This window comes from Haliscomenobacter sp. (genome assembly GCF_033763495.1).
Lineage (GTDB): Bacteria > Bacteroidota > Bacteroidia > Chitinophagales > Saprospiraceae > Haliscomenobacter.
Genome location: NZ_JANRKL010000079.1, coordinates 19,505 through 43,314, shown reverse-complemented (window position 1 = coordinate 43,314; position 23,810 = coordinate 19,505). Strand labels below are relative to the sequence as shown.

At 48.1% G+C, this 23,810-nt stretch carries 17 protein-coding genes; 8 read left to right on the top strand and 9 right to left on the bottom strand.

From position 1 onward, the window contains the following. Positions 1–122 precede the first annotated feature (122 nt). A complete protein-coding gene (locus tag SFV55_RS08775; protein ID WP_320029115.1) occupies positions 123–971 on the bottom strand; it encodes an AP endonuclease in 849 nt (282 codons plus the stop codon). A gap of 76 nt (positions 972–1,047) precedes the next feature. On the opposite strand from SFV55_RS08775, the gene SFV55_RS08770 reads away from it, so the two are divergent. From SFV55_RS08770 to SFV55_RS08755, 4 genes are all read left to right on the top strand, one after another. Beyond that, the gene (locus SFV55_RS08770; RefSeq protein ID WP_320029114.1) at positions 1,048–2,100 is read left to right on the top strand and encodes a flavin monoamine oxidase family protein; all 1,053 of its coding nucleotides are present in this window, start codon (positions 1,048–1,050) and stop codon (positions 2,098–2,100) included. Positions 2,101–2,174: 74 nt separating this feature from the next. Then, entirely contained in the window at positions 2,175–3,731 is a 1,557-nt protein-coding gene (locus SFV55_RS08765) for a glycoside hydrolase family 32 protein (protein WP_320029113.1), read from the top strand. 98 nt (positions 3,732–3,829) lie between these two features. Further along, positions 3,830–5,623, top strand: a complete 1,794-nt coding sequence (locus SFV55_RS08760) for a CHAT domain-containing protein (RefSeq protein ID WP_320029112.1) — start codon at positions 3,830–3,832, stop codon at positions 5,621–5,623. A 2-nt stretch (positions 5,624–5,625) separates the two neighbouring features. After that, the gene (locus SFV55_RS08755) at positions 5,626–8,274 is read left to right on the top strand and encodes an SUMF1/EgtB/PvdO family nonheme iron enzyme (protein ID WP_320029111.1); all 2,649 of its coding nucleotides are present in this window, start codon (positions 5,626–5,628) and stop codon (positions 8,272–8,274) included. Between the two features lie 21 nt (positions 8,275–8,295). On the opposite strand, the gene SFV55_RS08750 is transcribed toward SFV55_RS08755, so the two are convergent. Both SFV55_RS08750 and SFV55_RS08745 read right to left on the bottom strand, forming a co-directional pair. Next, a complete protein-coding gene (locus SFV55_RS08750) occupies positions 8,296–9,012 on the bottom strand; it encodes a LytR/AlgR family response regulator transcription factor (RefSeq protein WP_320029110.1) in 717 nt (238 codons plus the stop codon). Continuing rightward, positions 9,013–10,026, bottom strand: coding sequence for a sensor histidine kinase (locus SFV55_RS08745; protein ID WP_320029109.1), 1,014 nt, complete (start codon positions 10,024–10,026; stop codon positions 9,013–9,015). Positions 10,027–10,301: 275 nt separating this feature from the next. Here SFV55_RS08745 and SFV55_RS08740 point away from each other — a divergent pair, with 275 nt between their 5' ends. After that, positions 10,302–10,724, top strand: a complete 423-nt coding sequence (locus tag SFV55_RS08740; RefSeq protein WP_320029108.1) for a hypothetical protein — start codon at positions 10,302–10,304, stop codon at positions 10,722–10,724. Positions 10,725–10,841: 117 nt separating this feature from the next. On the opposite strand, the gene SFV55_RS08735 is transcribed toward SFV55_RS08740, so the two are convergent. The 5 genes from SFV55_RS08735 to SFV55_RS08715 form a co-directional block, all read right to left on the bottom strand. Further along, a complete protein-coding gene (locus SFV55_RS08735; protein ID WP_320029107.1) occupies positions 10,842–12,518 on the bottom strand; it encodes an ABC1 kinase family protein in 1,677 nt (558 codons plus the stop codon). A gap of 157 nt (positions 12,519–12,675) precedes the next feature. After that, complete coding sequence (locus SFV55_RS08730; protein WP_320029106.1) at positions 12,676–13,545, bottom strand: alpha/beta hydrolase; 870 nt, start codon at positions 13,543–13,545, stop codon at positions 12,676–12,678. A 62-nt stretch (positions 13,546–13,607) separates the two neighbouring features. Next, complete coding sequence (locus SFV55_RS08725) at positions 13,608–14,462, bottom strand: DMT family transporter (protein WP_320029105.1); 855 nt, start codon at positions 14,460–14,462, stop codon at positions 13,608–13,610. Between the two features lie 114 nt (positions 14,463–14,576). Further along, positions 14,577–16,088 (bottom strand): M28 family peptidase, encoded by a 1,512-nt coding sequence (locus tag SFV55_RS08720; protein WP_320029104.1) that lies wholly within the window; start codon positions 16,086–16,088, stop codon positions 14,577–14,579. Positions 16,089–16,115: 27 nt separating this feature from the next. Beyond that, entirely contained in the window at positions 16,116–16,583 is a 468-nt protein-coding gene (locus SFV55_RS08715) for a nucleoside triphosphate pyrophosphohydrolase family protein (RefSeq protein WP_320029103.1), read from the bottom strand. A 117-nt stretch (positions 16,584–16,700) separates the two neighbouring features. On the opposite strand from SFV55_RS08715, the gene SFV55_RS08710 reads away from it, so the two are divergent. Both SFV55_RS08710 and SFV55_RS08705 read left to right on the top strand, forming a co-directional pair. Further along, positions 16,701–18,107, top strand: coding sequence for an arginine decarboxylase (locus tag SFV55_RS08710; RefSeq protein ID WP_320029102.1), 1,407 nt, complete (start codon positions 16,701–16,703; stop codon positions 18,105–18,107). A gap of 29 nt (positions 18,108–18,136) precedes the next feature. Continuing rightward, positions 18,137–18,655, top strand: coding sequence for a hypothetical protein (locus SFV55_RS08705; RefSeq protein WP_320029101.1), 519 nt, complete (start codon positions 18,137–18,139; stop codon positions 18,653–18,655). Positions 18,656–18,766: 111 nt separating this feature from the next. On the opposite strand, the gene SFV55_RS08700 is transcribed toward SFV55_RS08705, so the two are convergent. Then, complete coding sequence (locus tag SFV55_RS08700) at positions 18,767–20,995, bottom strand: T9SS type A sorting domain-containing protein (RefSeq protein WP_320029100.1); 2,229 nt, start codon at positions 20,993–20,995, stop codon at positions 18,767–18,769. Positions 20,996–21,137: 142 nt separating this feature from the next. On the opposite strand from SFV55_RS08700, the gene priA reads away from it, so the two are divergent. Then, positions 21,138–23,729: a primosomal protein N' gene (priA, locus tag SFV55_RS08695; protein ID WP_320029099.1), complete on the top strand. Its 2,592-nt coding sequence runs from the start codon at positions 21,138–21,140 to the stop codon at positions 23,727–23,729. Positions 23,730–23,810: the final 81 nt, after the last annotated feature.

The following is a 23,810-nucleotide window of genomic DNA, read 5'->3' as shown; positions in this document are numbered from 1 at the left end:
CGCTGCGGTAGCTCACTTCTAAACTCATGTACTCATGTATTCGGAACTCTTAACTCAAAAAAGCCGTAAGCCAAAATTATCAGATATTGCATTAATTAACTGAAAAGCACCTCGCCTCAAGTCTACTTCACAATCCCCCGCAAACCCTCCAAATTCCCCCGCAGCACGACCTCCACATCCTCATCATCCCGATGCCCCAGCACCCCGATTCGCCCCTTGTAACCACTTTCTCGAATCAATTGAATCATTTCTTTTTCACTCTTCCCACTCCCAATCGGGAGAATTTGGCCTTTGTTTAAATCCATACCATCCAGGTTGATGGCTACAAGGTAGGGCAACATATTTTTCAATAGGCTGTGGAAGCGGTTGATCTGGTGGTGGCCATGGTGAAAACTGTATACGATGCCGACGCCTTTCAGCCCAGCTTTTTTGATGATCTCTATTTCGTTTTCTGGTTCACCAAACCAGCCGCCGTGGTTGTACAAGGCAATTTTGCACTGCAGTGGCGTCAGAATGGAATGCAGGTATTTCAAAAATGCGGCCCCCTTGGCCACCCTTTCATGGTGGGTCAATCCTTCAAAAAAACCATTGTCAAAACCCAGCCAAAAGGTGGTTTTGAGTTTGTTTTTGGCCACAATATCGATCACTTTCTGGTTGTCGGCGCTCAATTGCCCGGTTTTGTCCAGCTGGCTATTGACCCACAGCCAAACGCCTTCCATGTTGATGTTGTGCTGTTTGGCCAATTTGATTTCTTGATCAAAAGAAAGGATATGTTCACTGCGCCAGTCGTATACGTACTGCACGAAGCCTAATTTTTCCAACATGGCGATCCGCTCTTCCGGGCCACGCTTCAGTTTGTCGAAGGGGACGATGCACCAGGCAGTGAGGTTGTTTTGGTTAAAAATATCCTGAGCAAAAGCAGGAATACTGTTTAGGGAAAAGAGCAGGAGGAGCAATGGCATAATTTTCATGACGCAGCGGTTTGAGTGGCTAATTTAAACAATCCACCCCAATCCAGCTCCTGCAATAATTTCCTATTTTCACCCCATGAAAAATGTAATGATCTTAGGAGCTGGTTTGACTGGCCTTACCCTCGCTTATCAGCTCAAAAAAGCAGGCATCGCCGCCATCCTCATCGAGGCTCGTAACCGCCCGGGTGGGCGCATTCACACCCTTTACCCCGCTGGCGAAGCTCCAGTAGAAATGGGCGCAACCTGGCTGGGTGAAAAACACGAAGCTTTGGTCGCTTTATTGAATGAATTGGAGCTGCCCGTTTTTGAACAATTCCTGCAAGGGTATACTTTTTACGAACCCATTTCCACCTCGCCACCCCAGGTTTTTCTGCTGCCGGACCAAGCACCTAACCTGCGCATTGCGGGTGGCAGCAGCGTTTTGATCAACAAACTACTGAGCTACTTGACCCCCGATCAACTCCACTTGGGGCAGAGGGTCCAAAAAATAGTCTACCACAATGGCATTTTTAGTGTAGAAAGCCCTGATCAAAGTTTTAGTACAGATATTCTGGTGTCTACGATTCCGCCGAAATTGCTGGTTGAAAAACTTGAGTTTCAGCCAGCCCTTCCGGAATCCCTGGTGCAAAAAGCCCAACAAACCCATACCTGGATGGGTGAATCCATCAAAGTAGCCATCACTTATCCCCGGGCTTTTTGGCGGGAGAAAAAATACTCGGGCTCGGTATTCAGCAATGTAGGCCCGATCAGCGAACTGTACGATCATTCCAATGTGGAAGCATCCCATTTTGCCCTCAAAGGTTTTATGAGCGGGGCCTTGCACGGGGCAACGCAGGGACAAAGAAAAGCGCTGGTATTCCAACAATTGCAGAAGTATTTCGGCGATGAAGCCCTACAGTACAGTACCTACTACGATTGTGTTTGGCAACAGGAGGAGGATACTTTTGCGCCTTATGCCGGATACATTTTACCGCATCAAAACAATGGAGATTCAGTTTTCAGGGAAGCCTATTTTGATGGCCGTTTTATCATTGCAGGCACAGAAACTGCTGCTGCATTTCCCGGTTATATGGACGGAGCGGTGGCAAGTGGTATGGAGGCTGCGAAGCGGGTGTTGAAACTGCTTTAAGATTTTTTTTGGCAGAAATGCCCTTGTTCTTGTACTTTTAGTCAAAAGACCTGCTGTCCAAAATCAATCTGTCCATGAAGACTCATCTGCGCACCATTGTATACTTGTTGATGATCTTGCTTGCTGAAGTAAAGGGCCTCGCCCAAACTCGGCACTACCACGAGCCCCATCGCCCCCAATTCCATTTCTCACCACCCTACATGTGGATGAACGACCCCAACGGCATGGTTTATTACAAAGGCGAGTACCACCTGTTTTATCAGCATTACCCCGAGGATAAGGTGTGGGGTCCTATGCACTGGGGGCACGCGGTTAGCAAGGATTTGGTGTATTGGCGCAATTTACCTATTGCCCTGTATCCCGATTCCCTGGGCTACATTTTTTCGGGGAGTGCCGTCATCGACTGGAAAAATACCAGTGGTTTTGGCATCAATGGCCAGCCGCCGATGGTTGCCATGTTTACCCATCACCTGATGGCTGGCGAAAAAGCTGGCCGCAGCGACTTTCAATACCAGTCCATCGCATACAGCAACGACGCTGGGCGCACCTGGACCAAATACCAAGGCAACCCGGTGATCCCCAACCCCGGCATCCGCGATTTCCGCGACACCAAGGTGATTTGGCACGAGGGCAGCAAACAATGGATTGTGGTATTGGCTGCACAAAACCAGGTGCGTTTTTACGGTTCCCCCGATTTAAAAAACTGGACTTTCCTCAGCAACTTTGGTGCCGAGCACGGCAATCACAGTGGCGTGTGGGAATGTCCGGATTTTTTTCCACTCAAAGTAGCAGGCAACAATCAAAACAAATGGGTATTGATCCAAAGCATCAACCCCGGTGGGCCCAATGGTGGCTCGGCTACTCAATACTTCATTGGCGAATTTGACGGCAAAACCTTCCGCAACGACAATGCCCCCGATAAAGTCCTCTGGATGGATTGGGGCCGCGACAACTACGCCGGAGTAACCTGGTCGGATGCCCCCGAGGGGCGGCGTTTGTTCATGGGTTGGATGAGCAATTGGGACTATGCGCAAAATGTACCCACTCATCCCTGGCGCAGCGCGACTACGGTCGTGCGTGAGTTGAGCTTGCGACAGACCCCGGAAGGCTTAAGGATTTTTTCGCAGGCGATACCCGAACAAAAGAAGTTGCGCGCCAAGGGCTTTACTCTTCCTGCTCAATCCCTGAGTGGAACTTTGGATGTGGGCAAAAAAAGTGGCCTTTCCCCCGCCCAATTGGAGCTGGAGCTGGAAGTTATGCTACCCAGCGACCCACAGGTGAAATGGGGACTTGAACTCAGCAATGCCAGTGGAGAAAAATACCGCATGGGCATGGACGCTGTTCAAAATCAGTTTTTTAGCGACCGACGAATGGCAGGTAAGCACGATTTTTCCAAAGCATTTGGCAAAGCAATACATATCGCATCCCGTGAAAGCAAAGACCACAAGGTGAAAATGCACATCCTGTTGGACGTTTCTTCGGTCGAACTTTTTGCTGATGAAGGTCGGGTGGTGTTGACGGATTTGTTTTTTCCTACCACGCCATTTGATTCCATTTCCCTGTTTTGTGAGGGAGGGAAAGTGGACCTGATGAAGGGGCAGTTGTGGGTTTTGAAGGGGATTTGGAAATGAGGATTGTAGAGGAAGGATAATGCGTTTTTTATAAATAGTAGAAAGTTTAAAAGTAAATCTTTATTTTTACTTCTGAACGTCGAGTAAACCCAAAAATAATGCCAACGCTCCTCCTCGTATCTGCCAATGATCCCGACAATCGACTCAACCAATTGTCCAACGAAATCAAGGAAATCCAGCGGACGCTGAACAAAACCTTCGAGAAGGGTTACGACGTTGTGCTCACCCCTGATGCCAGCATTCAAGATCTGATCGAAGAACTTAGAATCCCCAATCGAGAGATTGAAGTGTTGCATTATGCTGGCCATGCCGATACCACCCTGATCCAATTGGCGGATGGTAATGCTGATGCTGCTGCACTCGCCGAAAAATTACAACATTTTAATTGCCTGAAACTTGTTTTCCTCAATGGTTGTGCCACGCGTGGGCAGGTTGATTTTTTCCACAAAGCGGGGATTCCTTTTGTAATCGCAACCAGCTGCAAAATTGGTGATGACAAAGCGTATTTGGTATCAACCCAGGTGTACCAATACCTTTGTCTGGGGCGTTCCTTGCGCGAAGCTTGCCAGGAAGTGGAAACGGATGTGCGCAAGTTGCAAAAGAAAGCAGATTTTGTAGCCACCCGTGCCCTGGTCAGCGTGCCTGGTCAGGCCAATGAAGAAACGGATGCTTTTCCCTGGGGCTTGTATTGTAAACCGGGCGCAGAACAAGAAGACTACCGCCTCCCTTTTACAGAATCAGAACCCCAAGGCGAGGTAACCCTAAACCAGACTTCTTTTTTAAATAAACTCATCCAGGCGATGGCCAAAATCGAAGGTTCGACGATGGCCGGTATCCGCAGTCTGGCACCCAACCTGGCGAGAGGTAATGTACCCGACAATCGAAAAATTTCCGAGCTGCTCAAGGTTTTACCCTTGCCCATTGCCACTCGACTGCGCGATATCACTGCTCTGGTTGACCTACGCAATGATGAATACTATCGTGGTTTGTTGTACGATTATGCCGTTTTTTTTGACAATCTTTTGCAATACGCAGCGGCTATATTGCTGGCACAATTGTGGCAATTGAAGCAAAAACCAAATCCTGAACTGGCCACTACCATTCAGCATTTTTTGCAGCGCAACCACCTGCAAAGTTCTGCTGTACTCTATCGGGATTTGCTGCCTGCCCTGAATGCAGCCCGTACCCCGGAGTGGAATGCCCAGTTTAATCCCTTGCCAGCAGAAACCCTCGATTACCTCGCTAGTCCGGCATTTGAAATGGCGGCTGATTTCTTTTGGGGCCTCAAAAAATACTACTGGCAACGCGTTCGTCTGCGTGAAGAGGAGTCGGTACGCTGCTGTTACCAGGCACAAGAGCAACTTAGTGAAGCATTTTTGCATTTTCGGACCGAATTGGGGTTGGTGATGGCTTCAGTCCGCGACATCAAGGTGATCAACCAGCGTTACGTATCCAAGGAATTTGACAACATCATCTCCAAACTCCTCTTACGTGAGTCGGACCCACTGCCTCAAACAGGGGTGCAGATGTTGGAAAACCGTTCCATTCTCTGCTTTCCGGAGGCTGATTTTGGGGTAGATAGTCCTTCGCTTAACCTCTTTCCTTTTTTGATCGACCGCAACGTGTTCCTGAACCAAAGCAATACGGAAGTGGACATCTACTTATTCGCGGGTTATTACCAGCCAGAAGGATATCCTCGGACTTGTTTTCATTTTGTATCCGTGGATCGCCCTGGCGAGGTTTGGCGATTTGATGAAAGCCTGGAAGAAATCAGCTTGCTGAATATTGGCGAAATCAGTTCACAGAACCATGAAGCCAACCACCTAATGACCAATACCTGGGAACTGAAGCACTACCTGAACCAATTTAAAGCACAATTTTTAACTGCATAGCCATGGCCACTAGTCCTTTTAAATTGTTTGAACCCTATGGCCCTGGAGACAAAGACGTCTTTTTTGGGCGCGATTCGGAAGTGTTCGCTTTGTATCACTTGCTGCAGCAAACCCGGCTTTTGCTCATTTATGGAGCCTCGGGAACCGGTAAAACCAGTTTGATCAACGCGGGACTTCCCAAGGCCTATAAATTAACCAGTTGGTATTGTATTTCGGTGCGTCGTCGCGACGACATCAATGCCTCTTTTCGGCAGGAGTTGGCCCGTTTGTTAGGGCGGGAAGAACCCATTACCGATCTCTCCGCAGCTTTGCAGGAATTGTACGAAATCCGCTGGATTCCCATCCACCTCGTGTTTGATCAGTTTGAAGAGGTTTTTACTCTGGGCCAGGATGCCGAACGCAAAGCCTTTTTTGAAGACTTACAACTATTGTTGAACGCCAATTTGCCCTGCAAAATCCTGCTCTCGATGCGGGAGGAATACATCGGCTACCTCTACGACTACGAAGCCCTGGTGCCCAATCTTTTTGAGAAACGTTTTCGGGTAGAGCCAATGAAGGATAGCACGGTACAAAGCATGATCGCCCAGATGTGTGCATTGTACGACATTGAGCTGGAAAATCCGGAATCTGAAGTAAAATCAACGGATCAAACTACTACTGCGCAGCAGATTCTGTTACAACTGAAAGAGGGCAAACAAGCGGTGCATTTGCCCTACTTACAAATTTACCTCCACTATTTGTACCAACACGCAATGGAAACCCTGCAACGGCCCCTGTTCAATGCAGCAGGGGTCGCTGCAGTTGGTCAGTTGGGCAATGTGTTGCGCCGCTTCATTGTGACCCGACTGGAAGATACCCAACATTTTTTGAGTGACCTGGAAGCCCCCAAAGACCTGGCACCACGTTTGCTCGATGAGTTTGCCACTGATGAAGGGACAAAATGCTCCCGCAAAAGGGCCGACCTGGCCAATACGCTTCAAGTCTCGGAAAAACTGGTGGGTAGCGCTCTTACTTACTTTTGTGATACGGCCAAACTGCTGCGTGCTGATGAAGACAACATCGAACGTTACGAACTGGTACACGATAGCATCGCCAAACAAATTCATGAATTGCGAACCGCTGAGGACAAAGAATTCAAAACCTTTGTTCGTGAGTTGCAACTGGAATTCAACCGTTGGGAAAAAGAAAAAAAGAACAAGGATCGCCTGTTGCTGGAGTTTGATCTCAACAAGGTAGAGGTGTACAATGACCGCATCAAGCGCAGGGAAGAATACCCTCAATGGGCACCCTTCCTGGAACAAAGTAAACAACGCATTAAAACCAAAAAAGCCCTGCGTCAGTATCTGAACATTGGGCTTTATGTACTTGCTTTTGCTGCGATTGCCTTTTTGGTGGTAATCAATATGCAGGCGGAGGCAAAAATTGAAAAAAACCGGCTTACCATCAAAAAACAGAAAGCAGAGATCATTGAACAGAAAACAAAGAGTGTAGAAAGCCCGGGAATTGTTAAAGCTATTTTGGCAAATGCGGAAAAACAAATCCTGAATCTAGACTATGAAAAATCCTGGACTACTATGGTCACTGCCCTTAGTTTTGATACGCTTCAAGACACGATTGGTTTGGCCATGCTAGAACCCGCCATTTGGTATGTTGAAACTGGCCAGATGGCGCGTGCCCGTAACATGTTGGACACCATTTCGAATTTGTTGAACAAGGGCGATTTAAAGCCTGAATTACTCAACCTGAGCAAACTTGATTCTGCTAAACAAAGACAAGAACTTCGCACCTATGCCAACAAAATTGATGACCGGACTTATCGCCAGTTGATGCACCGTTATTATCCGCATATGTTAAAGGTGACCGGGGGCAAGCAATTTGCCATGGGGAAAAATGTCATTGTCAAACAGGACAGCAATGCATTAACCCAGCCGGTTTGGGTCGATAATTTTGAATTGGCAAAAACAGAAACGACGGTTTGGCAATGGGCCGTATTCTGTGCAAGTACGGGAAAGGATATTAAATTCTACCTGGTTAAAGATTCTTTGGGTAAATACCAGGACCAGGGAAATCACCCTGTCGTAAATGTGACCTGGCTTGAAACGGTGGAATACGCCAACTGGCTCAGCAATCGCTACTGGTTGAATGAAAATAATCCTTTGGAAAGGGCCATTACCGAGCAAAAAGGAGCGGGATATCAACTCAAGCTCAACGCAACTGGTTTTCGTTTGCCCACCGAAGCGGAATGGGAATACGCCGCCAGAGCCGGGGGCGAAACATTCCTTTTTGGCAATGGTAAAAACATGGCCGACCCTCAGGAGATCAACTTCAATGCTTCAAAAGAAACGGCTAACTCGCTAAAGGGCAAAAACCGTGGCATGACTGTCCCGGTAGCTAGCCTCAAAAACGCCAACGGACTGGGATTGTACGACATGAGTGGCAATGCCAATGAATGGGTTTGGGATTGGTTTGCACCTTATACGGCTGATTTTAAAGCTAACCCAAGTGGCCCGCAACAGGGAAAAACTCGTGTTTTTCGAGGAGGCTCCTGGTTTAGCCCTGCCGGACGGGCTACCGTTTTTCATCGGAGTAGTTTTGTACCCAGTACAAGAAAAGATGCCATTGGATTTCGGGTAGCCAGGACTGGGCATTAGGGGCGGGGTAGCCAGCTTGCTTCATCGCCCTTCCATCAACCCAATAAATGCCTCTTTGTACATCCGTCCAATGGGTAACTCCATCTTCTGGATTTCCACATCGTGGGCGGTATACGCTTCAATTTTGTCAATGGCTACCACAAAAGACTTGTGGATGCGCACGAAACGGTCTGAAGGTAATTCATTGAAAAAATTCCCGATCGAGGTTTTGGTCATGATTTTTTGACCTCTGAGCACTATTTTGACATAGTCTTTTACCCCCTCCACGTACAAAATATCTTCGATGGCGACTTTGATGGTTTTGCGCTCGGCTTTGATCAATAAAAAAGTGGCTTCGATAAGCGTAGGGGGGACCGGGCTAATTTCAGCTGCCGGCTTGTGGATTTTTTGCTCCAAAAACTTGTCAATGGCTTTGATGAACCGTTTGAAAGGAATGGGTTTGACCAGGTAATCCAGCACATTCAGTTCAAATCCTTCTACCGCATATTCCCGGTAAGCGGTGGTGATGATGATGGCAGGTTTGTTTTGGATGGATTCGATCAGGTCCAGGCCAGTTAGTTCGGGCATTTGGATGTCCAGAAAAAGTAGGTCCGGCTGCAAGGCTTTGATTTGCCCCAATGCTTGCAAGGGTTCGGTAGATTTTCCACAAACCTCAAATTGCTCAAACTTGCTCAAGTGTTGCTCGATGACATTCAGGGCCAGGGGCTCGTCGTCGAGGATGTAACATTTATAGGTCATTTAAAACGTAATTTCCAAGGTAACTTCATACTGCTCCTCCACATTCACAATTTGCAATTGATGCCGATCAGGGTACAGCAAGTTAAGTCTTTTTTGGATGTTTTCCAGGCCAACGCCACCACTGTGGCTTGGTGTCTTATTGGTTTTACGCTTGCTGTTGTTTAGGCTGAAGTACAATTTTTTATGATTGGTGTACAGTTGGAGTTCTACACGAAAAATCCCATCCGCACCAACGCCCCCGTGTTTGAAGCAGTTTTCGGCAAAAGGCAAAAGCAACAAGGGTGCGATGGCCATGCTGTCGTTTTGTATGGCAATATCTGCCTTCACCTGGAGTTTCTCGCCGTAGCGCAATTGTTCCAGCCCCAGGTAGTTCTCCAGCAATTGGACTTCTTTTGCCAAAGGAACGGTATCCATACTGGCGCGGTACACTAGGTAGTCCAGCAACTCGGTGAGTTTGAGAATGCTGTCGGCGGTGAGCTCAGATTTGGACAAAGCCAGGCTGTAAATGTTGTTTAAAGAGTTGAACAGGAAGTGAGGATGCAACTGGCCTTTGAGCAGTTTGATCTCTACCTCCGCTTTGGCCTTGATGAGTTCCTCATTCAATTTTTGTTTGCGGCGGTAGTCCCCGATGATGTGTATGCACACCGCCAGCGCAATGATCGAATAATCCCGGATGATGTTTTTGAGCATTTTGTTGACCGGAACCGGGTAGTACCGATCCGAGCGTAGGTAGTTCACCAATTCCTGCCATTTGATGCGGGTATAAAAAACCAGCGCTGCTACAACCATGCACCACAAGAGGAACCAAATCCATTTATTGGGCATCAGATAACGAGGCACGACATAAAGTGCCAAAAAGTAAGTGGCTGCCATCAAAATGGGCAAGGGTAACATTGTTGCCCGCAAAAACTGCCCCCATTCACTGGGATAAAGATGGGCCAAATTGGCAAAGTATTCCGATACCAGATACAGCACCCAAAAGAGCACATGGGTGAGGAGCAAGGAATAATTCATGCCTTTGCCTGCTGGCCGAGTTGTTTGTATAGTTTCGATGGTCCTGGTTTTTAAAAGATTGCCTTAAATTACGAGGAATTACTTGGGATTTTTGCTTCAAAGTAGAGCAAAATAGCATCTCGGTAGAGCAACGACTGGTTTTTAAACCCAAAGCTGACTTTCATCCGAATTTGGTTGTTGCTATCCCCAATCTGGAGCTTGGTATACCTTTTGAATTTGACATTGGGAGGGGCCATACATTTGAACTCATCATTACTTCACCAAAACTTGTGATCATGAAAAGTCTAAAAAGTTTATTGTTTTCAGCCTTTGTAATTGTAGGGATGTGTTCTTTTGTTACATCACCCAATCCTGAAGCGACAGCAGAACTGCCCGGTGGCGCTTACCTAACCATCCAGGGCAAATTCGGTGGCGACATCAGCAAAAAGGAAGTCCTCAAAACCAAAGAACTGGCCGTAGACGGTTGTGCAGTAGGTTCCAAGATTTTCACTTACACCATCGACATCAATAAAGGTGGCACCATCAGTACCTTCCAAGAAGAATCCAATACTTTTTCCAAGGAAATCATCATGAAGATGAAAGAGTTGAACACTGGCGACTCTTTTGAATTTAAAAAGATCAAAGCATATTTACCAAATGGGAAAGACCAGGTGGATGTGCACAGCAAAAAATTTGTGGTCGTGGCCGACAATGTTTGATTTAATCTAAAATGAGTGTATTTCGGAGCTTCCTGGGGTGCTGCTAAGCTTGGGAAGCTCCGTTTGGCTGGAAGGCCCACACACCCACACGTTCACGCCCACACCTTCACACCCATTCTAGTCCATATTCCTAAAAATCTTCCCCCCCTTTCTCCAGGCCCCCACAAACAACCAGCCAAACACTACCGCCGCCCCATAAGCCCACCAAGCCGAGTTTGGCTCTCCAATTTTCAAAAACCATTGCGCCAGCACCACCGCCGCCAAGCCCATCAGGGCCATCAACCACTGCCGGGCCGCCAAATACAACAACTTTGCTCCATCCCGAATGTCCGGTGTGCGCACCTCTAATTGGCCTTTATTCGCTTTTTGTAAAGTTTTGCGCAGCTCATCGGGCAGGGCTAGCAGATTGACCAGGGTACCTTGTAGCAGGTTGCGGACAAAACCAAACCAGCCACCCTGCTGGTCTTTGACCAACTCTGTGGCATAGGGGCGCACTACTTCCAATGGATTGAGTTTAGGATCAAGGGTATTACAAATGCCCAACAACAAGGTCAAAGCCCGATTGAGCAAAATCCAGTCTTTGGGCACGGTTACTGTACCAGTGATTCCACTGATGCCGATATCCTGGATCAGGCCTACCATGCTGTTGTTGAAAGGATTGACCTCAATATCTTTAAAATTCAAACCATCCAGTTTGATTTCATTTTTCAGGAAGTTACGCATGGCTTCGATCATCTTTTCAGCCATTTGTTCGGCTTCACGACCATCGGCCAGGAAGCCCATCAGGCGGACTGCTTCGACGATGCCCTGGGTATCATTTTTTACGGCGGATTCGATCAGTTTGGGAATGCCTTCCTTGAGGGCGGGGCTGAGTTGCCCGGTGGCGCCAAAATCGAGCAAAACCAGGGTGCCGTCTTTTTGTACCAGAATATTGCCCGGGTGGGGATCGGCGTGGTAAAAACCATCCTTCAACACCATTTTGCTGTAAGCCCGCAGCAGGGTAGTGGCTAGCGCGCGGCGATCCAATTTCCAGGCATCGATTTGTTCCAAATTGGAAATTTTGACCCCGTCGAGCCAGGTGCTGGTCATCACCCGGGTAGCGGAATAAGCGGGGTGGATTTGGGGAATATTCAAACCCACTACATCTTGCAAATTGCCCCGGATTTTTTCCATGGCAAGGGCTTCTTTGTTAAAATCCAATTCCTCCTCAATCATCAACTTGACCTGAGTATACACATAATCCATGCCTTTGATGTTGTAAAACCAGGCGCTGACTTGAATCAAACGGCGAATGATTTCGAGGTCAATGCGAGCTGTAGCCTCAATGCCCATGTGTTGGACTTTGACCACTACTTCGGTGCCGTCGGGCAACTGGGCGCGGTGGGCCTGGCCAATGGAAGCTGCAGCCAGTGGCTCTACGTCAAAACGCGTGAATAACTCTTTAGGGTATTTTCCCAGTTCACTCCGCACCCGCTCGCGTACCTGCTCGTAGGGGCGGGCAGGGATTTTGTCCTGTAATTCTTCCAGCGGTTTTTGAAAAGTTTCTGGCAAAAAGTTGCTGAGGATGGACAACATCTGCCCAATTTTGATGAACAAGCCATCGAGCTCCAGAATGGCGCGTTTGACCCGCTCAGCATTGCGGACGTGCAGCTTTTCAATCCGCAGATCGTAATAGCGCTGCCCAAAGAGGCGTTTGCCCAGGAATAACCCCGCATAACTCAGCATGACCTGGAGGGCAGTGCGGTAGGCTTTGCGAAATCGTTGACCACCGGTGAGGACTTTTTTATTAGACATGTGTAAATGGGTTGAGAAGTTGAGGAGTTGAGAGGTTGAGGAGTTAAGGCTACCGCAAGAATGAGTTTGGGTATGATTTGTGGGTGTGAAAGTGCGTATGTCGCTGCGGTAGCCTCAACTTCTCAACCTCTCAACTTCTCAACTTCTTTCAGACACCTTATTTCAAAGTCCCGTTGCTTTTCCACACCTTCTGAAAAAACGCCACATGATCCGGCAGCGCATTTTGCCAATATTCCCAGGTATGTGCACCAGGGCGCTCGGTGTATTCGTGAGGGGTTTTGTTGTAAAGAAGTCGGCGGTGCAATTCGCGGTTTGGGGCGATCAGGAAGTCGTCTACGCCACAATCAAACTTGATGGGCAGCCCATTGGCCTTCATTTTATCCGCCATATTTACCACCGAGTTGTTGAGGTAAAAAGCTGGATTTTCTGCTTTGGATGGCCAAACGGTGACCTGGCGATCGGCAATGGCCTTCCGACGCTCAGGAGTAACATCCCAATGGTCGGTATCGATGTCCAGTGCACCGCTCATGCTACCTACCGCACAAAAGAGCTGCGGATTGCGGGTGGCGAGGTACAGGGCGCCATGGCCACCCATGCTCAGGCCACAAATGACCCGGCCGGTTTTTTCTTTGATGCTGCGATAGGAAGCATCTACCTTGGCGATGACTTCTTTGGTGATGAAACTTTCGTATTGGCTGGCGGGATTGACCGGGCTGTCCAGGTAATACCCGCCGATGCCGCCTTCGGGTAGGACGATGATGAGGTTGAATTCATCAGCAATACGGTGCATGAGGCTTTTGTCGGGTGGGGCAATCAACCAATCGCTGAATTTGCCATAACCTCCGTGCAACAAATACAGGGAAGGATAACGTGCTTGTCCGTTTTGGTAACCCTTGGGGGTCACCACCGCAATTTTGACTTTGCGTTGTAAAAAACTGCTGTTGATTTCTACGGTGTCGACATGGGCGGCATGCAGCATGAAACCGAAACTGACGCAGCAAATGGAGAGTAAAAGACGTTTGAACATGGTAAGAATGTCGCTTTTATTTTTGTGAAAAGATGCCAAATTAGCGTAGCTGAATGTAGCTTTTAAAGTTGAACTTCTGGCTTCTGACGTCCCTTTTCTCCTACAATCACCTGCACCGCCAGCATACCCAAAATTACCAAGCCACCGATTACGGTCCACATCCCTGGCTTTTCCCCGTACCCAACAAAAACCCAGACCGGATTCAATATTGGTTCCATCATGGCCAGTAACACACTCTCGATGGCCAGGGTACGCTTGAGTCCGTAATTAAACAACATATAGCCCACCCCGATTTGAATGACCCCCAGAATGAAAAACAAGGCCCAGTGCTCCAAAGTGGGTGTGGCTGATTTTAAATACCAGGGCAAACAGATCAAGGCAATAAAAATATTGCCCCAAAAAATACCTGCGTCGTAATGCTCCATTCGATTGAAACGCTGGGTGATCATCATGGCGGCAAGCAGGACGCCGGACAAGAGGGCAATGAGGTTACCTTTTACATTTCCCCCACCCAAATCTTCCGCAAAAAAGAGCAACATTCCCACAAAACAAACCACCACCGTAATGATGTTCAGCCGAGTAAGTTTGAATTTGAACAAGATGGGCTCCAGTAAAAACACATAAATCGGCGCAGTGTATTGCAACAAAACGGCATTGGCTGCGGTGGTGGTTTTGGTGGCGACTACAAAACAAATCGCCAACCCGGCGTATTGCAAACCAACGGTACCAATGATCGGAGTCAATGTCAAGGCCCGCTGCCGGAAAAATGCCAAAAAGGTCAAAGCAGCAAATATGGAGCGGTAAAACAGAATGGTGTACGGATCGTAAGGCAGCAATTTGATGCACAAACCGCCGGTACTCCAAACGGTGGCCCCGATGAGTACGGCAAGAATGCCGAGGGTGTGTTGGTTTTTCATGATGGTTGGAAAGTTGGAGGGCTGAAATGAAGTTGAAAAGTACTGGATTTGATCATGAATTACTTGATAATCAAATCACAAACTTTTCAACATCATTTCTTTCCTTCCACTTCATTATTTCTTGTATAGTTCCATTCCCGCCTTCTCATACTTATCCCCCGCCTTCCACTGAGGCCGCTGGGCATTGTCTGCGATGAGGCGCGCCAAATGGGCAAAGGACTGACAATATTTGAGGAAATAAGGCATGTCTACCGACTCGGCATGGTCGGCTACCTGGTGGTAATACTTGGCGATGACATCGTCAAACTTAGTGATACCCGGGCTAAAATCCAGCGCAGGTACCCCCTTTACCGCAAAAGAAACGTTGTCAGAGCGGTCGAAGAGGTTTTGTTCCGGAGCAGGTTCTGGGAAAACCTTCAAGCCCACACTATTGGCTGCTTGTTCAATGAGGGCATCTGTACCCGTGCGGCTCCAGCCAATGATTGAGATGTGTTCGGTGCTGTTGTAGCCCGCCCCATCGGTATTGAGGTTGAAAATGCACTTGTTGAGGGGAATCAGTGGATTGTCGGCGTAATACTGACTGCCCAAGAGCCCCAGTTCCTCACCCGTTACGGCCAACACAATCACCGAACGTTTGGGTTTTTGCAGCGCCAGTGCTTTGGCTGCGCTGAGCAGGGCTACGGTACCCATAGCATTGTCGCGGGCACCATTGAAGATGCTGTCTTCTTTGGAATAAGCGCCACCACCTTCTTTGCCAATACCTACGTGGTCGTAGTGCGCACTGATGATCAGGTATTCGTTCTTGAGTTGTGGGTCGCTACCCTCGAGTACGCCTACTACATTTTGGCTGGGCACCATGCGCCGGCTAAACCCGGAGCTACTCAAACTGGCCTTGAATTTTTTGCCTTCCTGAAGATCCTTGATGTCGCTGACCGTGTTTTTTTCTTTCAACCAACCGTAGAACATTTTATTGGAGGCTTTGGGGTCTTCCTTCGGGGCTACGCCCAGGCTTTCCTTGCCAAAATAGCTGGTGAAAAAATTCCAGGGGAAAGACAAGCGGTACAATTCGATCAGGCCTGCGGCTCCACGCTCATAGGCCCAATCGCGTTTTTTGGCCATAGCCCGAAAAACGGCTTGGGGTGAAGTCTCATTGGGTGCGCCGGGCAACACAACGACCAGTTTACCCTTGACATCTTTGCCTTTGTAATCATCTTGCCCGGTTTTTTCATCGATCCAGCCATTACCCGCAAACACCACGTCCAGTTTGCTGAGTTTGGTGGCATCTCCGGTCATCACGATGAAGTCTTCTTTGAATTGGTATTCGGTTTTACCAATCATTAAACTGGCGGAAGCTGGTGGAGTATTGGCTTGAAAACCAATGGGCTGAAAGTAGGAATTCAGGCCTGGTGCCATGGAATAGCCGTAGCTCCGAAGGTGTTCGGCAATGTAACGAGCAGCAATCAGGTTGCCATTCGAGCCAGTCCGGCGGCCGCCTAATTCATCTGCGGCCAAAAAACGCAGGGGAATTTCTACATCAGATTGGTTAATGGCAAATTCAGGCCCTTTTTGGGCGCTGGCGTACAGGCTTAAGCCCAGTAGGAGGAGAATGAGTGATTGTTTTTTCATAAATCAGGTTTTGATATGGTATGAACCTTATAAAAGGATCTTCTCCAAATTTGCAGGAGAATAATTGATTGATTTTAAGGTTTTATCGTCATCCTTGCGGTACACCAGAAAGTAGGGAGGCACTTCCCGGATGTAACTTTCTACACCACGTTCCTGTTGGTAGTAGGCCGCAGTTGCCTGAGCTTCGCCGAGGGTTTTGCACACCTTACTCATGTTGGAGCGCTGCACTTCGTCGAAAAGTTCGCGGAATTTTTCACCCATGCCAAACTCCAGTACGGCACCACTGAGTACGTATTGAATATCGCATAAAGCATCGGCGATTTCAACCAAATCACCTTTGGCAATGGCCGATTTTAGTTCGGCAACTTCCTCCTCCAACAAGGCTACCCGCAGGCGGCAGCGCGTTTCGGCGGGGATGATTGGGTGGGGTTCGATGGGGTGCTGAAAGGTACGGTGGAATTCTGCCACTTGATTGAGGGCGTCGAGTTGCTGCATGGTGTCTTTTTTTAGCGCCACAATTTACACGATTTCACAAGAATTAATGGGTGCAAGTATTAGCTTTGCATCGCTTTTTAAGCTTGTTTGATCAACCATTAAAAATCTTTGGCTAAAGTGAACGGAACCAACAGATACTTCGACCTGATCGATCAGACCTTTTATTTTCCACAGGAAGGTTTTGACATCGATGTCAATGGTTATTTGGTGTTCAACGGTGTACCACTTATGTACCTCATTGAAAAGTACGGCACTCCACTGAAACTCACCTATTTGCCCAAAATTGGCGCTCAAATCAAAAAGGCGCGCAATTTGTTTACGCGGGCCATGAAATCGCTCAATTACAATGGGAAGTACCAGTACTGCTATTGTACCAAGAGCAACCACTTTAGCTACATACTGGAGGAGGCAATCAAGCATGAGGTTCAATTGGAAACCTCCTCTGCCTTTGACATCGACTTGATTCGAAAGTTGTACAAGAAGGGCTTGATTGACAAAAACATCACCATTGTCTGCAATGGCTTTAAACCGGACCATTACAAACAACGCATCATCGACTTGATTCATGATGGGTTTGAAAATGTCATCCCGGTTTGTGACAACATCAATGAAATCGAATACTACAACCAACATTTGAAGGGGCAATGCAAAATTGGCATTCGGGTAGCAACCGAAGAAGAGCCCAATTTTGAATTTTATACTTCTCGCCTAGGCATTCGCAACTCGGATGTGATGTCTTTTTTTAGGGAAAAAATCAAAGACAATCCCAAGTTTAAACTTACCCTGCTGCACTTTTTTGTCGATACAGGCATCAAAGACAGCTTGTACTATTGGGGGGAATTGCGCAAAGCGGTGCGCATGTACGCCAATTTGCGCCGCGAATCAGAAGACCTGGAGATTCTGAACATCGGCGGAGGTATGCCCATACGCAACTCTCTGGGTTTTGAGTTTGACTACAAATACATGATCAAGGAGATCGTCAAAACCATTCTCCAGGCTTGTCAGAAGGAAGAGATTCCAGAGCCGGATATTTTTACCGAATTTGGCAAGTATACGGTAGGGGAGAGCGGGGCAACGCTTTTTTCCGTTTTGACCCAAAAGCAACAAAACGACGCGGAACGTTGGTACATGATCGACAACTCCCTAATGACTACCTTGCCGGATGTTTGGGGCATTGGTGAGCGGTTTATTTTGCTACCCATCAACAAGTGGTACAACGAATACCAAAGGGTCAACATCGGAGGCTTGAGCTGCGACAACTCGGATTATTACAACGCAGAGGTCAATCAGGCTCAGGTGTATTTGCCTGCCTATGAAAATGGTGATCCGGAACGTTTATTCCTTGGTTTTTTCCATACTGGAGCTTACCAGGACCAAATTAGTGGTTACGGTGGCATCAAACATTGCCTGATTCCTTCACCCAAACACATTCTCATCTACAAAGACCCACAAGGAAATATTGTAGATCGTTTGTACCAGACTGAACAAACTTCGGAGGAGATGTTGGAAATATTGGGCTACTGAATACGTTAGTAACGCTAAAACACCTACACATGAAAAACCATATTATCCTTGAGCCCGCTGCGGGCAAGTTGTTCCAGATGGATGAACAGGGACAGGTTCAAATTTTTGACTTGGACGCTGGTTTGCAAATCAGCCTACAGGGAGATCTCTTGAATCTTGCTTTACCGACTCCTTTTACTCCTGAATCAGTAGTTCGAACCACTACCTTGGACCCTGGCCAATCCCATTTCAACGTTGTTTTTGACGCCAATGCGCAGCTGTTGTCCATTGTGCTCACGCCATTTTTTCCAAACTCGGGAGCATCCGCAGTTGCTGGCGGTGGCAAAATGAAATTGGGCTCCGTGGATTTGACTTTGAGCAGAAACATCCTGGCAACGACGACCGCCAATTTGGGAGTTAGCGAAGAAGCAGGTCAAGGCCCAGAAGCGCGGGCTAGTCAGTTGGAGTGGTTATTGCTAGATTTGAACCAGTTCAGCCTGGTGATCGAATTGGTAGATGGGCAGTTGCGATTGAGTACTATCGCTGTGAGCCAAGGAAATTTAGCTTGATGCTTTTCTAAAGTGATTCTTAAGTGTCTTAGGTTTCTTAGGTGGTTATTTTTTTTCACCACCTAAGAAACTAAAGGCACTTAAGAAACACCTCAGATTGGGGGTGCCTTATTATTCTCCTCGTTTCACCAACTTCCCACTAAATACTTTTCCTTCGGTACTCAATCTGAAAATATATACTCCTGGCGTCCAATCCCGGATCCGAATGTCATTGGAATAGCGATTGATGCTTTGTTGCATCACCTGTCTGCCCGCCAGATCAAAAACACTCAAAATTCCTTGCTCATCACTCAGTCCGGGAATCGAAACCCAGTCGCTGGCCGGATTTGGCACCAAAGCAAGGGCTTGATTGGCCAAAGGCTCCCGCACGGGAGTTGTCTGGCTACTGCGGAAAGAGGTGGTGTACAGGCTCAAACCACCCCGTTGATTGCCCACCACCATGTCTAAAAATCCATCACCATTGATGTCGGCAAGGTCAGCCTTGGTACGTTTTCCCAGGTGGAGGTTCCCCAATTCTTGATCCAATACCCTGAACGTATCCGTCAAAAAGCGTTCGATTTGGTCGTACATTTTTAGCTCCCCTCGTTCTGTACCCAAAATCAAGCGCATTTGTTGGGCTTGTTTGAAAAACAAGGGGGCACCGTAGCCATAAAAATTGACATAGTCGTTTTGGTCGCGGCCATTCACTCCACCCAGGCGTTGAATGGAAGGATCTTTGGCAAATTTTGCCACCTGGGTAGTTCCGGTGTTTTTAAAATAACTGATGTGCCCACTGCGGTTTCCAACGACCAAATCGAGGAGTTTATCGCCATCAATGTCCACAATTTGTGGAACAGCACCCTGGCCAATGTCGATGTTCATGTATTTTGCCTGCCACAATCCAAATTTCATGGTTTGATTAGGCCCGGCAATGTTTTCCGCATAGTACATCAGCCCAAATTCAGAGCCGACCAGAATGTCCAGATCATTGTCGCCATCCAAATCACCAAAGGTGGGAGCCAGGGCATAATTTTCTCGATTGTATTGATTCATGCCCAACCAGTCCCGATCTACCAGGCGGTATTTGGGTTTTTGGGTAGTACCTACATTTTGAAACAAGGTCAAACCGATTGATCGTTGCCCTTGAGGCAAAAAACGAGCCCCATTGCCTACTACCAAATCCATCAAACCATCAGCATTAAAATCTACAAAACTGGGATACGCACCAGTCCCCAGGTCAATCATGTCCTTGACCAAAAAGTTATCTTGTTTGAATTTGAACTCGGGGCTTTGGGCCGTTCCCTTGTTTTCATAGAGCCACAGTACATTCAAGTCTTCAGAGCCATTGTTCTCATTGGGGGCTACCAACACTTCTTTGGTGCCGTCGTTGTTGATGTCTACCATATAAACCGCCGGGAAAATGGGCAGGTCAACGCCTTTGTCGTTACCAGGAAAACGGGGGTCTTGTTTGTTGAACCAGGCTTGTTTGCAGGTGCCGCCATTGGTCAATAGGTTGATGTTGTTGTAGGACACGTCGCCTACAAATAGGTCGAGATCGCCATCTTTGTCGATATCAGTGGTCGTGAGCGTGGAACCAGCGTGCCGAAAATCAACCGCGTTTACGTTGGATTGATAACACTGCCCCGGTGCAGCAGCCAGACCCATATTGGCACTCAGCCCATCCTCATAAATGCCGCCCCAACAACTGCTTTGTAAGTTGAAAAGCATACTGTCGCGGCCAAACCCTTTTTCAACTGACTGGTTTTGGTAAAATTCAACGAAGCCGCCGGAAATGTTGAAGGTGATGATGTCCAAATCGGAGTCACAATCCACATCATCAATGGCGGGGATGTCAATACGGGAAATGTAGATTTGAGAATTCCCGCCAGAGCGTAGGGGGAAATAAGCCAAATTAAAAGGCCCTCCAAAATGGTAGCGCCGAAAGGCCAGCTTGTTGTCCTTCCAATACCCGGTATAGGCGGTCAAACCGTCGATGCCAACTACATCGGAATATGCGATGATGTCGGCAATGCCATCGCCATTGTAGTCGCGCAGCATGCTCCAGTCAGTCAGGGCCGGGAAATTTTGCACCAACTCGGGGGCAAACACATACTGTGTGCCTTGCCGCCGGTAAGCTAGATGGAGATTGGCGGTGCGGTCAAAGATGTACAAATCTTTGAGCCCATCTTGATTGAGGTCGGCTTCGGACAGCTGCGGACAGTTGAGCCCACCACCCCAGGGATTGCTGAGTAAACCTGCTTCGGTTTCTACTTCAATGTTCAGGGGGGTAAAGGTTTGGGCAAAGGTGGCTTGCAAAAACAGCAACCCTACCCAAGTCAGGCAGAACTTGATCCTCTTCATCTTTCTATGTTTTGAACGGTATCCTTCCTCATAACGCAGGAAGCTGGTTTAGCGTTTGCAAAAGTGATGCCAAATCGGGTGGGGGAGTGAAGAAATTAGAAAAAAAAATAATAGATGAGTAAACAAAAGCGAGGGCGCATAGATGTCTACCAAGCAAAATGCCCAGCAGTACAAACAAAGTTATACTTTTTACCCTAAACAAACCAGCCTTGTTGCAGGAAGTTTTTTATCTTTCGACTCTCAAAACAATTTGCGTCACAAAATGTCCGAACTGCATCCCACGGCCCAAGCCAATACCTACGTCACTGTCATCTTGCCCATGGCGGTGCCCAAGCCGTATACCTATGCGGTGCCCGAAGAATGGGTCAGCAAGGTGCAAGTAGGGGTGCGGGTAGAGGTGCAATTTGGCCCCAAGCGGCAGTACGCGGCACTGGTGCTGGACGTATTGACTGAGGCACCCGGGCACAAAACCAAAGCCATCCTTTCCATCATCGACGATACGCCGATCATTTGGGCGGAGCAATTGCGCTTTTGGCAATGGGTGGGGCAATACTACTGCTGCACCCTCGGCGAAGTGATGCACGCCGCTTTACCCGCCAACCTGAAGCTGGCCAGCGAAACGACCATCACCCTCAGTCCCTTGTTTGATGGGGACATCATGGACTTGGAGGACAAAGAATACCTCATCGCGGAAGCCTTGACCATCCAACACGAACTCACCCTGGAGCAGGTACGTGATATTCTGGGCATCAAAACCATCTACCCCCTGATCCGGGACATGCTGGACAAACGCATCATTTACCTTAAGGAAGACCTCAAGGAAAAATTCAAGGCCAAAACCGTCGCCTGTGTACGCCTGCGAGAACCTTACGTCAGTCATCCCGAAAACCTGCAGGACGCCTTTGACAAACTCAGTCGAGCCACTCGCCAGGTGGAGGCATTGATGGCCTATTTGCAATTGGCACGGGGCCAGGAATTTGTGCGTCGTGATGAATTGTACAAAATGGCCAAGGTGGATGCCAGCGTCATTTCGGCTATGGAAAAAAAGGAAATCCTGGAGGTGTACGAACGGGAGGTGAGCCGCATCGGCGGCTACGAAGACGAGATTGTGGAGGCCGATGCACTGAGTGAACAACAAGTGCGCTCCATTGCTGAAATACAGGGCCATTTTGAAGAAAAAAACGTGGTGTTGCTGCAAGGCGTAACGGGCAGTGGAAAAACCCGGGTTTACATTGAACTCATTCGGGAAGCCATGAAGCGCGGAGAACAAATCCTTTACCTTTTGCCTGAAATTGCCCTCACCACCCAAATCATCGATCGCCTCAAACGAGTTTTTGGCGATCAGGTTGATGTATACCATTCTCGTTTGAACAACAATGAACGGGTGGAAATCTGGAACCGCACCAAAGAAGGAAAAGCCCTGATTCTGGGCGCTCGCTCGGCTTTGTTTTTGCCCTTTCGCAACCTGAAACTGGTCATCGTTGATGAAGAGCATGACCCCTCCTTCAAACAGCAAGACCCAAACCCTCGCTATCAAGGGCGGGATGCCGCGATTTACCTGGCCCAATTGTTTGGGGCAAAAGTCTTGCTTGGTACCGCTACGCCATCCATCGAATCTTTCTACAACACCCAGGTGGGTAAGTACGGTTTGGTGAGCATGACCGAACGTTTTGGCGGCCTGGAATTGCCGGAAGTGGAAATCGTCGACCTCAAAAAAGCCCAAAAAGCAGGAACAATGCAATCCCATTTTACGGTCGACTTGATCAATGCGATGAGGGGCACTTTGGAAAAGGGCGAACAAGTCATCCTGTTTCAAAACCGCCGGGGTTACGCCCCCATCTACAAGTGCAGCACCTGCAACTGGACTTGTGAGTGCATCCACTGCGATGTAAGCCTGACCTACCACAAGGGGCAAAACAACCTCAAATGCCATTATTGTGGCTACCAAACCCAGTTGCCTAAAGAATGCCCGGCCTGTGGTAGTAAACAATTGATTGTGCAAGGCTTTGGTACTGAAAAAATTGAAGATGAACTGAAAATATTTATGCCTGATGCCAAAATCGGGCGTATGGATTTGGATACGGTACGCAGCAAAAATGCCCACGCCAAGATCATCAACGATTTTGAAGAAGGGCGATTGAATGTACTGGTAGGTACTCAAATGGTGACCAAAGGCCTGGATTTTGAAAAAGTGGGCCTGGTTGGGATCCTCAGTGCTGATCAACTGCTGCAATTCCCCGATTTTCGGGCGGGTGAACGCGCTTTTCAATTGATGCTTCAAGTAGCAGGGCGGGCCGGGCGTAAACACAAGCGAGGCAAGGTCATCATTCAGGTACAAAATGTGGCCAATCCGGTGATCAAAGAGGTCTTGAACAATGACTTCCGCGCTTTTTATGCTCGTGAAATCATGGAGCGGCAAGAGTTTTTTTACCCACCTTTCTACCGCCTGATCCGCATCACCCTCAAACACAAAAAGCCCGAAGTGATCAACGCTGCCGCCCAGAAATACGGCAATTTTTTGCGCAGCAAATTGGGCGATCGCCTGCGAGGCCCGGCAGTGCCTTACGTTGGTCGCGTGCGTTCGTATTTCCTGATCGATTTTTTGATTAAATTAGAGCGCAACCCCAAGCTGATTGGCGTGACCAAAGACCTGATCGCGGAAGCTGAACATTTTTTGCTGAATGAAGAAGGGTATTCCAGCATAAAAATCGCGGTGGATGTCGATCCGATGTAGGGGCAAGAAAGGGTGTGGGTGTGAAGTGTGATAGTGTGGGTGTGAAGTGTGATAGTGTGGGTGTGTTGGCCTTTCATTCCT